The 14,358-nt window shown below is 44.2% G+C and carries 10 protein-coding genes and 1 pseudogene; 2 read left to right on the top strand and 9 right to left on the bottom strand.

The genetic code is table 11. The annotated features are described in order from the left end of the window. The 7 genes from KB890_RS22880 to KB890_RS22850 form a co-directional block, all read right to left on the bottom strand. Positions 1–888 (bottom strand): glycosyltransferase family 2 protein, encoded by an 888-nt coding sequence (locus tag KB890_RS22880; RefSeq protein WP_022631326.1) that lies wholly within the window; start codon positions 886–888, stop codon positions 1–3. Further along, positions 878–1,987 (bottom strand): glycosyltransferase, encoded by a 1,110-nt coding sequence (locus KB890_RS22875; protein WP_022631325.1) that lies wholly within the window; start codon positions 1,985–1,987, stop codon positions 878–880. Before KB890_RS22875 ends, KB890_RS22880 begins: the two co-directional genes overlap by 11 nt. A 60-nt stretch (positions 1,988–2,047) precedes the next feature. Then, positions 2,048–3,475, bottom strand: coding sequence for an undecaprenyl-phosphate galactose phosphotransferase WbaP (wbaP, locus tag KB890_RS22870; RefSeq protein ID WP_031280885.1), 1,428 nt, complete (start codon positions 3,473–3,475; stop codon positions 2,048–2,050). Between the two features lie 109 nt (positions 3,476–3,584). Continuing rightward, positions 3,585–5,747 (bottom strand): polysaccharide biosynthesis tyrosine autokinase, encoded by a 2,163-nt coding sequence (locus KB890_RS22865; RefSeq protein WP_085921146.1) that lies wholly within the window; start codon positions 5,745–5,747, stop codon positions 3,585–3,587. 15 nt (positions 5,748–5,762) lie between these two features. Next, positions 5,763–6,197 carry an arsenate reductase/protein-tyrosine-phosphatase family protein gene (locus KB890_RS22860; protein WP_022631322.1) on the bottom strand — a complete coding sequence of 145 codons (435 nt, stop codon included), beginning with the start codon at positions 6,195–6,197 and terminating at the stop codon, positions 5,763–5,765. A gap of 2 nt (positions 6,198–6,199) precedes the next feature. Beyond that, complete coding sequence (locus KB890_RS22855; RefSeq protein ID WP_022631321.1) at positions 6,200–7,333, bottom strand: polysaccharide export protein; 1,134 nt, start codon at positions 7,331–7,333, stop codon at positions 6,200–6,202. Positions 7,334–7,478: 145 nt separating this feature from the next. Then, entirely contained in the window at positions 7,479–8,918 is a 1,440-nt protein-coding gene (locus KB890_RS22850) for a capsule assembly Wzi family protein (RefSeq protein ID WP_022631320.1), read from the bottom strand. Positions 8,919–9,208: 290 nt separating this feature from the next. Between KB890_RS22850 and KB890_RS22845 the strand changes: the two genes are divergently transcribed. Beyond that, positions 9,209–9,331 (top strand): hypothetical protein, encoded by a 123-nt coding sequence (locus KB890_RS22845; protein ID WP_032444491.1) that lies wholly within the window; start codon positions 9,209–9,211, stop codon positions 9,329–9,331. Positions 9,332–9,877: 546 nt separating this feature from the next. Here KB890_RS22845 and KB890_RS22840 read toward each other — a convergent pair. Both KB890_RS22840 and galF read right to left on the bottom strand, forming a co-directional pair. Then, entirely contained in the window at positions 9,878–10,507 is a 630-nt protein-coding gene (locus tag KB890_RS22840) for a phosphatase PAP2 family protein (RefSeq protein ID WP_020956624.1), read from the bottom strand. 360 nt (positions 10,508–10,867) lie between these two features. Next, a pseudogene (gene galF, locus KB890_RS22835) lies at positions 10,868–11,796 on the bottom strand (GalU regulator GalF). 765 nt (positions 11,797–12,561) lie between these two features. On the opposite strand from galF, the gene KB890_RS22830 reads away from it, so the two are divergent. Next, positions 12,562–14,145, top strand: coding sequence for a TerC family protein (locus KB890_RS22830; protein WP_004151147.1), 1,584 nt, complete (start codon positions 12,562–12,564; stop codon positions 14,143–14,145). The last annotated feature ends 213 nt before the right edge of the window (positions 14,146–14,358 follow it).

Genomic DNA, 14,358 nt, shown 5'->3' with positions numbered 1-14,358 from the left:
TTATAGTGGGCTCTTTTTATTAAATCTCCCCATACCATTAATCCATCCTTTGATGGATGCTTTGAGAGTTTTGCTTTTTTGTTTACTTAAGACTAAGCCAATACATGTCCTTATCAAATTAAATACAAACACACGAATTTTATAACCTACTGGAACATACCCAAGCCTTGTCATATATACCCCATTACGATATATATAAAACTTCCTAAAGTCCGAATGTAAAGAAATTTTTCTACCAAATACATCTATTCTGAGATCGCCAATTGAATGTTTCATAGTTTCATAAGGATTTATAAAACATTTATATCCTTTAGAGCTAGCTCGCAGACACCACTCTACATCAACAAAGTCAATGAAAAAATCATCTAACATTAAACCAACATCTTTTAAAACTTCTGTTCGCATCAATGAGCCTGATGCAATAACAAAAGTCGCTTCTACAGGCTCGTCAACCACAGGAATTTTTTTAATAAATGGTCCCTTATAAACAGTAGCAGGATATTCATATCCACTATCCTTATCATAAAACTTTGGACCAACAGCAGAAACTTTAATACCTCTACTTAATAATAAAGATTCACACTTGAGTTGGTTAGCAACGAAATCAACAGTAATTTCACTATCTTGATCGAATATTACGATGTGAGTGCTGTAATTAAAAGCTTCCCTGATACCTATATTTTGAGCGGACGCCAATCCTATATTCTTATCTAGTTTTATAAATTTAAACTCTTTGTTAATTTTTTCTATTGTTGAAACATTTTGTGAGAAATTATCGACCACAATTATATTACTTATTTGTTTTTCAAGTCCTTCAATTAATGTCGTAAGAACATCAACATCTGGATTATAAGTAACAATAATTGCTGATACAATTTTATTTTCCATTACTACCTCGACCTTCTTTATAATCAAACTCATTCATATACAAAGAAAAATATTGTAATTTCATTTTTTCAATAAGAAATGTATTTTCAACAAATTTTATACAAGCGCATCTCTTTGAGTTCCAGAAAGTCTTATCTTTTATAGAAATAAAACTTGCAACAGCTTTGATATTAGAGAAATCAAGCAATATACCAGTATTATTATTATCGATAACTTCCGGCAAAGAACTACAGTTATTGGCTAATACAGGTAAACCATATGATTGCGCCTCAACTGCAACTAATCCAAACGATTCCCATCTACTTGGCATAACTAAAAAATCAGCTTCTTTAAAGAAAACCTCTAATTGACTATGATTTAACCAGCCATGATATTTTACATTTGTCTTGTTCAAGATAAACGCTTCACCAGTAACAGAGTCCCCTATTATATCAAACTCAAATTTGTTGACGTCTAATATCTTAATTAACTCAAGTAAAATATCATATCCTTTTTGATAATCAAAGCGACCCAAAAATAAAATTTTTATTTTTTCTGCATTTTCACTTAATGGATATTCTTCTTTTAAATTTGAATCATCTATAATTGGTATATTAACTCCATTATAAATTACCTTCAATTTACCGTTATTAATTCCATATAATATGGCTGTGTCCATCTCGTATTGACTGGTGCATACAATATAGTCAGTTACTTTAGTTAATACTTTTTCTATTATTGAATAAATTTTTTTCCTAGATTCTGAAACATTCATCAAAAATGAAAATGCATGTGGAGTATAAACAATAGTCACATCACTTTTTTTCAATATATGAATGAGATATAAAAATCTAACAACCATCCCCGAAAAGGTACTGTGTAGATGAATCACGTCTGGCTTATTCTTCTTTATTAGCTTATAACTTTCCAATGCCAGCTTAAAAAGAGAAATTGCATTCCTTCCAGTTCGGTTAAATAGATATTTCTTTCCCGTTAATATCATCTCACACTGCGTATCAGGAACTAATACACTACTTTCGATAGAATCCATTTCCATGAGAGAATTAATTATAGTCCCTACACCGCCCTTCGCTGTTTCAGCAATGTGCAATACTTTCATCTGCTAAGACTTCCTTTTGCCATGATGGTATTTGAATCTGTATCAGCTACTGATTGAGTGTTAATATGCTCCATCTTTCTTCAAAACAACACCAATAGTTTTAAAAAGGATAGCGATATCATTCCACATGGACCAGTTTTTAACATACCATGCATCTAAATATACTCTTGTTTCGTAGTCGACATCACTTCGCCCACTTACTTGCCATAAACCAGTCATTCCCGGCTTACTTAAAAGATAATAATCGACTTCTTCGTTATATCTCTCTAATTCGGCTGTAATTATTGGTCTAGGTCCAACTAAACTCATTTCGCCTTTGAGAACATTAAACAATTGAGGTAATTCATCTAAACTAGTACGCCTTAAAACGCCACCGATCTTGGTTACTCTTGGATCATTCTTTAATTTAAATGTTTCATCCCACTCTTTTTTTGCCATAGGGTCTCGAATTAATAATTCCTCAAGAACTTCTTTTGAATTCATAACCATGGATCTAAATTTTAGGCATTTAAATGATACCCCACCTTTCCCTATACGCTCATGACCATAAATTGCTGGTCCACCATCTTTTTTTACTTTTAGACTAATATAAAGTAATAATGGTGATAATACTATTATTATTGAAATAGCACCAATTATATCAAAAATTCGCTTGAGGATTCGAGAGGACAACTTTGCAAGGTTTTGTTGGACACGAAAAATCATGACTTCATGGCTGAAAATGAAAGACATATCAGTGCTATCAAGTGGCATACCGCGTAATGTTGGGATAACTGATACGTAGCGATATCCTTTTATCATAAAATTGCGTAACCAATTATTACGCATTTCACTTTGATTAGACTCTACTGCTACAATGAACTGAGTTTTTTTATCTACAGTCGACAACCAATCAGGATTGTTGGGTAATACTGGAATATTTCCAATAGTTTCTCCCTTTGGGACATCAGACTCCGATGAGATATAACCAACAACTACTAAACCTAAGTTACGCTCACTATTTATCGCTTTATATGCCTCTTGAGCATTGGATCCGTTTCCTATTATCCAAGTATCTCGTCTCCATAAGCCGAAAGAGTCAAGTATTCGCTTTGTTGTCATTCTCGCTAGCGGGAGTAATAACATTATGAAAACCCATGTTAGTACCCATATATATCTTGAAAATGTCCATGTGGTAAATGCCATAACTGCAATTTCTATTACAGCAAAAATGACTAATGTTCTCAAAATTTCTTTAAGTTCAAACCAAAATGTTTTGCGATAAAAATAATGACGCAATCTCATCGAGTACCATGCAACACAACAGCAAGCTAATAGCCAATGAAGTATTATCCAACTGTCTATTTCCTGGTATGGAATAAGTCTGTCATAATCCGTTATTGCTAACTTCAAAATTCCTAACGAAATATATAATGATAGTACAAAACTGATAAAATCAGATAAAGCCAATGTTATACTGACTATAATATTTCTGACGAGAAGCGTCATACTCCCCTCTCTAATCATAAAAATGTTTAAATTTATTGGACTTATGATACAACAACCCAAGAGCATTAAAATTTCATGCTCTTGGTAATTGCTTAAATATATTTACATGTCATTTTTTGTCGGTATAGGAATAACCATAATGATTATAACCATAACCATAATAGCTACTTGCCTTTTTGACAACACCATTCAAAATGCATCCTTTGACATTAACACCGGTTTGTTCAAAACGCTTAACACTAATATCGATCTCTTTAGCGGTATTTAATTCAAATCTGGCAACTAATAATGTCGTGCCCGCATAATTACCTATAATCGCAGCATCTGTAACAGCCAAGATAGGTAGTGTGTCAAGTACTACTATATCATATCTTTCACTAGCCCAATTGAGCAATTCACCAAAGCGACGATGCATTAACAACTCAGCAGGATTAGGTGGTACAGCACCTCTAGATATATAATCAAAATTCGCCTGTTCTATAGTTCTAACAGCACCATTAATATCTGACTTACCAGATAAGATATCAGAAAGCCCTTTATCATTTTTTACATTAAAAAGTTTGTGAGTATATCCTTTCCTCATATCTGTATCAATGAATATTACTTTCTTGCCAGTTTGGGCAATTATAGCTGCTAAATTAGAACTGACGAAAGTCTTACCTGCATTTGGGCTAGCACCAGATATCATCAGCACATTGTTACGTGCTTCCATCATCGCAAAATGCAAACTTGTCCTTAAACCTCGTATAGCCTCAATTGCAAGATCGGCGGGATTCTCTATCGCCAAGAAGCTCTGACTTTGCTCAGAATTTCTGTTACCCCATCCTTTATCATTAACTTTTTTTCTGGCGAATGCTTCTGCTACAGGTATACTAGCATATACATTTATACCAAGCTCTTCTAATTGTTCTGGCGTTTCAATCCCACGACGTAATAGTACTTTTAATAATACAATTCCAGCAGATACAACTATTCCCAAAAAAATCCCTATGAGGACAATTATTATTTTTTTAGGTTTAACAGGTTTTGGCTGTGTAACTGCATTATCAATAATACGAACATTTCCAATAGCACTTGATTTTGCAATATTTAATTCTTGTTGCCTATTCAACAGCTGCATATATACAGCTCTACCGGATTCAACATCCCGACTTAATCGAAGTATTTCCTGCTGTGTTTCCGGCATTGCACTAACGCGCTTGTTAAGTTTAAGTTTCTCATCCTGTAAAGTTTTTCTTTTCTCCATCAACGCCTTATAAGTAGGATGTTCCTTAGTATAAAGCTGTGATATTTCTGACTCACGGAATGTTAGTTCATTTAATTGATTATCGACATTTACAATTTGATCAAGAACAGACTTTGCTTCAAGCGATAAATCTACTGAATCACTTTGTCTCCGATATTGATTAAGTTTGTCTTCCGCCTGATCTAAATCACTGCGGACTTGGGGTAACTGTTTACTTAAAAAATCTAAACTTTTCGCATCTTGAGCGGCCTGTCTTGCAATATTTTGAGCTAAATAATTCTCACTAATGCTATCCACAATTTTTTCTATTAACTGTGGGTTATCACCTGTCATAGATATTGTTAGTATGCCAGTGTCTTTGCCTTGGTCATTTACTGCCAGTTTTTCTTGTAAGTCTGTTATTGCTTTTAAACGACTTACATATGTTATAATAAACTGAGTATTAGGAATTGCATCTATCGCATCAACTTTAAGGGAAATTCCCTTCTCATCCAATAATTCCCCAACTTTGCCTTCAATTTCAAAATCATCATTTGATATAATGTAATGATTCGAATCTTTTACAGTCAATAGTAAGTCAGATTCATCCTTACCATTATCAGGCAAATACAAGCGAGAAATTGTTACAATACCACTTTTTTCCCCGGATAAGCGTGAAAACCCTCTACCAATTAAAGGGAAGTACTTCTGCTTAATACGCGTTTGCAAATTAAGATCATCAACTGTCTTCCCTAATATCATTCTGGATTGAAGTAATGCTATTTCGGGGGCGGATTGTGGTTGACTATCCGGTAACATTTGACTCAAATTACTAAGAATTGCATTTGCTTGTTTCTGCTCGACCTGAATTAATGCATCAGCCTGATATATCGGTGTCGCGAAAATAGCATACAGCAATGCTAAGAGAGTGAAAAGTGAGCTCACAGAAATAATAAGCTTTCGATGATCTATAAATTCACCGATCAGGCGTCCTAAATCAATCTCATCTTTTTCTTTAAGGGAATTCTTATTTATAACTGATGGCATGCGTCTATTCCTGAATTATGCATTTAATTTTTGGGCCCAAAGCATTCCAGCCTGTTCAATAAGTTTATAGACAGATACAAATGCCTCATCACTTTTCCGATATGGGTCTGGAATATCACGCTGATTCATCCAGTGAGCGAAAAGCATGGTTTTTCCGCGCAATTCTGGACCACTATGGCATACCTGCTCGATATGGTGTTTTTCCATAACCAAAATTAAATCATATTGTCTCCCAAGTGTCTGGGTAAACTGTTTACCTCGATGGCCATCTAAAGAAAGGCCATGGCTTTCAGAAATCCTTATTGCACTATCATCGGCAGCATGATCAATTAAAGCGTTTGTACCCGCTGAATCTATCTTTTTATTTGGCAATAATGTCCTCAGCAAACGCTCGCCGATCGGCGAACGACAGATATTTCCTGTACAAACAACAAGTATCGAATCAAACATAATCACATATCCTTAACGTACTTCACAGTTTCTGTAATATCATGTACCCCTGTGATTGTAGGAACTAATTGTGATATTACACGATTCCAGCGAACCAATGGTGCTGTAGTGACGTATACAATATCATAAGGTTGTAATTGGAATTCAGTACCAAGCACCATGGCTGAGGCATCTTGAGCATTCAATTGATAAATATTTGCAATTTTACCGGTCTTATCATTTTTTAATTGGCGTATTACAAAAACACCTGTTGCATCGCTGAAAGCTTGAGACATACCTTCAGCATTACCCAATGCTTCAGCAAGAGTCATGCCACTACGATCCATCTTCATCGTGCTCTGTTTACCGACTTCACCCATGACGAAAACTTTAAGGTCATCATTACGTGGTACAAATAAAATATCTCCCGGATAAAGCATATGATTTTGGGTAAGATCACCTTTCTGCATTAATGCATATAGAGAGATTTTAGTATCTATTCCATTGTGCGTTAGTACAACATTTCGCCAATCTGCATCCGGTGCCAGCCCACCAGCAGCATTGATCGCATCCATGACTGTTAACGGAATATTGGTAATTGGCTGCTGACCAGATTTTGCAACTTCACCAGTCACATATACTTTTTGAGATCTGAAGGCCGCAACGCTTACATCAACCTGCGGGCTCTCAATATAAGTGGTTAAACGACTAGCTATATCCTGGCGTACCTGGCTAAGCGTTTTGCCCGCCACCTGAACCTTACCAATATATGGATAGAAAATGGTACCATCGGAGTTAACCCAGTTACCGGTGTCACTGGCGCTACGGTACTGACCTGCCGGTGTTGTCAGCTCCGGGTGATCCCAAACGGTTACCATTAATACGTCGCCAACCCCGATGCGATATTCATAACTGCGTAGTAAATTATCCAGCTGCGGATTTGGACGAGCGAGTACTGTCTCCGGACGGAGTTGATCGATCAGGCCTGGTGTCATTGGATACACGTTCACTAACTTATCCAGATCGTAGTCGCTGTCTGGAAGCTCAACCACGTTCTTGCGCAGACTGTTTAATCCCTGACCAGGGATGATTGTACAACCCGATAAAAACCCAATTGCCAACGCTAATGCCGAAAATCTAACAAGTTTTTTCTTCATAATGTCACATCATCAGTAAATCAAAATTTGCCAATTCCTGAGCAGCTGTCATCGCCGTTGCTTACCTGCCGGCTTGTGGAGAGATAAAAACTGACTGCCTCCTGCAGCACTACCACCCTCTCTCCTCTATTTTCAGCATTCAGCCTTATAAACTAAACGGTATTTCTATCCCTGCGCTTGCCCCAACGTCATCGCTGTCGCTGTTGTTAGCGTTGGTGTACCACAAAGAGGTATTCAGACGAACAGACTGATAAACATCCCCGCTCCAGCCTAGCTGTACACCTTTCAAGGTATCGGCATGTGGGAATGCTTTGTTGATCGACTGGTTCTCCGGGTTAACCTTGGCGTAAACGAGGCGCGTACTCCAGCGCTGGTTATCTTCAGTAATCAGCTCAACCTTCCCGGCAATGAGTTGACCATCCCCACCCATCGCATCCCCCAGTGGATACCCTTGTTGGTAATAACCATCTTTATAGATGTGGTGGGTATAGCTGTAATTCGTCCGGCTCATATTGGTACGAGTATCATGCGCTTCCACGTACCAGTTCACCGCATCTTTACCCCAACCGTGGTGCCCTTCCACTCCACCAAGGAACATATTCGCCGATGGTAGGTAGCCTGACTCATCCTCGCCGACCATTTGCCCATAGAAACTCACCGGCCACCCTAGAGTCGGCTCGAGTTTGAACTTAAAGTCAAAACCGGCCAGTTGGTTCCCTGGTTCATTGGGATCGTTTGCGGCGGTATTATCCTTGCCTGTTAAACCATCCCAGAAGTTACTGAGTGATTCAGGCCGCCCTTCCCCACCCCACTGCATAATGCGTGATGCGCCTAATTCTAAAGACTGGAATGGTGAAAAGGTAAAACGACCGCCGATAATTTTGGCATGGGGTACCGCGGTATATTGATTCATCTGGCTGGCGGAGATCTGGTACTGCCATGGGCCGACCCAGCGCAACCACCAGGTTTCCGGCGCTGCCTGCTCTGCGCGCTGCATCAGGAAACCGGTCATCGGCCGCATGGCATCCCCGCGGATCAGGCTACCTTCATAGCCCGGTCCCCACCACTGCGGAACCTGACCAAAAGAGAGCCACTGGTTCCAGAACTTCACCGCGCCGTATGCGCCGTTGGCGTTGAAGCGCGATCCGTTGCTGATCCGCTCCCCTCCTTCGACGTTGCCCTGGAGGTGGATATCCCACCACTCGCCGCTGTTGTTGAACGCCAGGCCTAACGAGTTATCTGCCGGCTGTGTCTGACCAAACCCCTGCGGAGTGCCCGGCTGATCGGTTGAAGTGTAGCCGGTAACCCGGAAATCCGCTTTTAAGGCAGACAGTCGCTGGTTAATACGAGCCAGCACCACTTGCTCAGAAGAATAGGACGGTTTGGCCTTTTTTAGCGCCCGGGAGATTTCTTCCTGGCTCAGCGGCCAGGTCGACAGGCTCAGATGGATGACCCCGCGATCGGAAAGCCAGGCCAGGTCGTTACGCAAGTCGTTGTCATTTACCACTAACCCGGCCGCGAAAGCCTGGGCTCCCAGTGAGGAAAGCAAACCCAACGTCACGGCAATGCGCGCAATTTTTATCATTGTACAAGATCCATTTTCAGCCCCGCTGTCGTATCTCAATGAGAATGAGGGGAATACCAAGATAGAAAGCGCTCGCGGCACCAGCTGACTTCGCTGTGCAACACCGGCGAGGCAAGTACATTTACCCTAAGCTGCTTGTTAGCCTTATAACATCCACTCAGCTCACAATGTAGGCGAATTTTACCCTACAGGCTATGGATGAGACAGGAAAGTTAATGTCCAGGCGATATCAGCAGCCGCTCCTGGCCAACTTCTGAGGATATCCGTAGAAAATTGATAGATATCTATTGATGATGATCATCCTGACCGGGTCGATATTTACAGCCGTTGAAGAGAACCTCTGTGCAACAGCAAGCGGCTTCAGCGACGCTACCGCCCCTGGCTTAACAGCTACCAGCGCACTGACTATCTGAACGACTTAATTTTTATCGACCTGTGGATGAATAATTGGTCAGGCCATTATTTTTGGCGGCGTTAAGTTTACGGGATTTCGGTCACAATTGGGAGTGTTGTTACCGAATATCTGCCAATTAATGCCGTCTGTCGTTCTACTGACAAAAAATAAGCGGGTCACCAATTAAGATTATTCACTGATTTCCAGGGTTAGAGATCTTCCCGGTACTGCTACAGCATCACACATGCAGCTAACTGACTGTAAAAAAACGTCTTTTTACATAGCTCATCATCATGCAAAAATCAGATGATGGCGTTATAGTCAACTACAATTTCTAATAGTTTCCTGTGTCTGGATATTCATTGAATGTGCCTCAGGTAACGTCTCAGCGCATTTAAGAAACGTCTGATCAAAGCTATATCCAGACAAATATGCAATAACAATGTAGTAGCACTTCATTATTTCATAAATATGAATTATCAATTACCGGATATATAGTAGAATATTTTCTTATTTGTCTAATTAACCGGCGAAAACTTAATTTCCCCTGTAAAACAAATGGCGATTACCAGGCCTGCTTGTGGAGATCGGTACGCGTAAAGGGTTTATCCAGCGGCCCCACCGCGGTGGCGATTTGTCCCAGCAGGGACTGAGTCGGCGCTTTGCTACCGCTATGTAACAGGATAAGTGGAACCATCACCAGGCATGCGACACCGCCCCATGAGATATTCACGCTTTCCGGATCAGAGGTACGTTTTTGCAACACCAGGAACAAAGCGCTGCCAGCAGCGCCCAGCAGCAGGCCGGCAATCACTTCCGAGACGGAATGCGCATGGATGACCAGCCGCGAATAGCCCACCACGGCGGCCAGAATATAGCCGGTGGCGACGGCTGCTTTTTGCAAACCCGCGGAAAAACGAGCGCTGAGCAGCCACAGAAAGATAGGCCAGAAGGCCGCGGAGAGCGCGGAGTGGCCGCTGAAGCCGGTGTAATCCAGCTCGCGAATACCCAGACCCCAGCCCATAAAGGCCAGTTTGGAGGCGCAGACGATAGCGCCGGTGATGCCGAACAGCAAACTCCACTGCCACGCCAGCAAACGCGACGTTTTACGCAGCATCAGGACAATAAACAGCGCCGCTGCGCTTGGCAGCAAAACGGTGCTATCGCCAAAAAATGAGATGAGTTGCCAGTTCATATACCTGTGATCCTTCGATGATGTCCACTGCCGTGCTCAGGGATTATCCGTAATGTCTGTACCAGCTCGCATGCCAATTCATTTCACATTTTTATGCATGCAAGTGAGATGTTTAAAGCGGAAACATGATCGCAGTCAAGTTTTATTTTTGGCTGTCGTTGACCGCTTTCCCTGCGCTTTAGGAATTGTCGTACTAAGTGACTATTCATAAAGCATTATTGCCGCTACTCCGACCATTGCACCACAGAGGCCAGAGACAAACTACCAGAAGTCTCCGAAGCCATACGTTTCTTTACAATCGTTATAACATTCACGTTATGAATAATTTCTGCATAACGTTATGAGCGGCAGGACGAATGTTCACGCCCTGCCCCCCGGCACTACGCTGGCGCTCAGGCCAGCATTTTTTTAATGCTTTCGCGGAATTTGGTGCCTTCTTTCAGGTTACGCATTCCGTAGGTAACGAAGGCCTGCATGTAGCCCATTTTCTTCCCGCAGTCATAGCTTTCGCCGGTCATCAGCATCGCGTCGACGGACTGCTTCTTCGCCAGTTCGGCAATGGCGTCGGTCAGCTGGATACGGCCCCATGCGCCCGGCTCGGTACGTTCCAGTTCGGCCCAGATATCCGCCGACAGAACGTAGCGCCCCACCGCCATCAGATCGGAGTCCAGAGTCTGCGGCTCGTCCGGTTTTTCAATAAACTCGACGATACGCGCCACCTGGCCTTCAGCCACCATCGGCTCTTTGGTCTGGATGACGGAGTATTCGGAGAGATCGCCCGGCATGCGTTTCGCCAGCACCTGGCTGCGGCCGGTCTCGTTAAAGCGGGCGATCATAGCGGCGAGGTTATAGCGCAGCGGGTCAGCGGTGCCGCCGTCAAGGATGATATCCGGCAGGACCACCACAAACGGGTTGTCGCCGACTACCGGCCGGGCGCAGAGGATGGAGTGGCCCAGGCCCAGCGGCTGCGCCTGACGCACGTTCATGATGGTCACGCCCGGCGGGCAAATGGCCTGCACTTCCGCCAGCAGCTGGCGCTTCACGCGCTGTTCCAGCAGGGCTTCCAGCTCGTAGGAGGTGTCGAAGTGGTTTTCCACCGCGTTCTTCGATGAGTGCGTCACCAGAACAATCTCTTTGATCCCGGCGGCGACGATTTCGTCAACGATGTACTGAATCATTGGCTTATCAACGATCGGCAGCATCTCCTTTGGAATTGCCTTTGTGGCCGGCAGCATATGCATGCCTAGTCCTGCGACCGGAATAACCGCTTTCAAATTCGCCATATTCATCTTCACCTGTTTGGTTGCAAAACACGCGGTTTTGCAAAATTGTACATGTCACAAATCCATTGGAACTGATAATACACGGATACTGCCCGGGCATCTGCCCGCCAAATTCTTAAATTCACTGTCACGTAAAAGAATACACACAACTCCCTTTTACCAACAGTCAGAAGTGAGAATAATCTTATTTTCGTTCAGGTTATTCAGCGGCTCGTTCCTTTGCGCCGCGCGATGTGGATGTGGCTGAGAGGCCCGTCTATCGGGGTCTGTTGGCCGCCGGCCCCGCCGCGCCGCGCGTATGCCTGGAAAGAATAGATATAGATAATAAATTTCGCCAGGCAATATATTTCAGCATAAACAGCCGGATATGACGACATATTAGCCTGAATCCACAGCGGTGAACTGCGATCCGCCCTATTCTGCACTCACTTCATAATATGAATTCTGCCGGTTTTGTGAGCGGGCTTCGCGCTTCGCTTCTGCTCTGCGCATCCGCGCTCACCGTGACGAACCGCGGGAGGAAGCCCTTTTGCCGCCCTCGCTGAAACGCAGCGGAAAAAGTTCTGATATCGGCAAGCTTATTCCATGGTGGCCGCCATGGTGTTATTTTTTCACTGTTCTTTTCCGGAACATAATTCTTATCGGTTCGCTTAATCCACTGGAAATATATCCATCCACGGCAGGGCGATATCCGCGTCGTTATTGCATTTTAGACTCATCTTATCCATGATCGTGGTAACACATACCGCAGTCGTACAGGTTTTAATACATATGGAATGGATTGCCGATCCGTCAATCTGGGCAGGTCTCGTCACGCTGGTGGTTATCGAACTGGTGTTAGGTATCGATAACCTGGTCTTTATCGCTATCCTCGCCGAGAAGCTCCCTCCCGCCCAGCGCGATCGCGCGCGGATCACTGGCCTGATGCTGGCGATGGTCATGCGTCTTCTGCTGCTGGCCTCTATCTCCTGGCTGGTCACCCTGACCAAACCGCTGATTGTTTTTCACGACTTCAGCTTTAGCGCCCGCGATTTAATTATGCTGTTTGGCGGCCTGTTTCTGCTGTTTAAAGCGACCGTCGAGCTTAATGAGCGGCTGGAGGGGAAAGACAGCGATAACCCCACCCAGCGCAAAGGGGCGAAATTCTGGGCCGTCGTGGCGCAGATCGTGGTGCTCGACGCCATCTTCTCACTCGACTCGGTGATCACCGCCGTCGGCATGGTCGATCACCTGGCGGTGATGATGGCCGCCGTGGTTATCGCCATCAGCCTGATGCTGATGGCCAGCAAGGCGCTGACGCGCTTCGTTAACAGCCACCCGACCATCGTGATCCTCTGTCTGAGCTTCCTGCTGATGATCGGCTTCAGCCTGATTGCTGAAGGCTTCAGCTTTATCATTCCGAAAGGCTATTTATATGCGGCCATTGGCTTCTCGGTCATGATTGAAGCCCTTAACCAGCTGGCGCAGTTTAACCGCCGTCGCTTCCTCTCCGCCAATATGACGCTGCGTCAGCGCACTACCGAAGCGGTGATGAATCTGCTGAGCGGGCAGAAAGAAAAAGCTGAACTGGATGCTGACACGGCGTCGCTGGTCGCCGATCAGGATCAACATCCACTGTTTAATCCGCAGGAACGACTGATGATTGAGCGGGTGCTGAACCTTAATCAGCGCAGCGTCAGCAGTATTATGACGTCGCGCCATGATATTGAGCGCATCAACCTCAGCGCGCCGGAGGAAGAGATCCGCAGCCTGGTGGAGAAAAATCAGCATACCCGGCTGGTGGTCACCGGCGGGAAGGATAATGAAGATCTGCTGGGTGTGGTGCATGTTATTGACCTGCTCCAGCAGTCCCTGCGTCAGGAGCCGCTGGATCTGCAGGCGCTGGTCCGTCAACCGCTGGTCTTCCCGGAGGGTCTGCCGCTCCTCTCGGCGCTCGAGCAGTTCCGCCAGGCCCGCACCCATTTTGCCTTTGTGGTCGATGAGTTTGGTTCCGTCGAGGGGATTGTGACCCTCAGCGACGTGATGGAGACCATCGCCGGCAATCTGCCCAATGAGGTGGAGGAGATCGATGCCCGGCACGATATTCAGCATCATCAGGACGGTTCATGGACGGTCAATGGCCATATGCCGCTGGAGGACCTGGTGCAGTACGTTCCGCTGCCGCTGGATGATAAACGTGAGTATCACACCGTTGCCGGTCTGTTGATGGAGTATTTGCAGCATGTGCCGCAGGTGGGGGAGACCATTGAGATTGACGGTTATACGCTGCGCACGCTGCAGGTCGACAGCCATCGGGTGCAGAAGGTGCAGATCGTCCCGCCGGTAAAGCAGGATGAGCTGGATTATGAGGTGTAATTCTCAGGCATAAATAACGGCTCGGGGTATCCAGGGTAGTAAAATTGATAGCCAGGTATCCTGTTTAATGCCTGATGGCGCTTCGCTTATCAGGCCTACGGGATGGCGAACTAATCGGGGGATGACACCCACCGTATAATCCAGACCGGGTCAGGCGTAGCTGCCACACTGCCTGATGGCGCTGCGCTTACCAGGCCTACGGGATGGCGAACT

The sequence above is a fragment of the Klebsiella sp. P1954 genome, assembly GCF_018199955.1.
Lineage (GTDB): Bacteria > Pseudomonadota > Gammaproteobacteria > Enterobacterales > Enterobacteriaceae > Klebsiella > Klebsiella pneumoniae.
The sequence above is the reverse complement of the archived record's forward strand: the minus strand, read 5'-3'. Positions and strand labels throughout refer to the sequence as shown.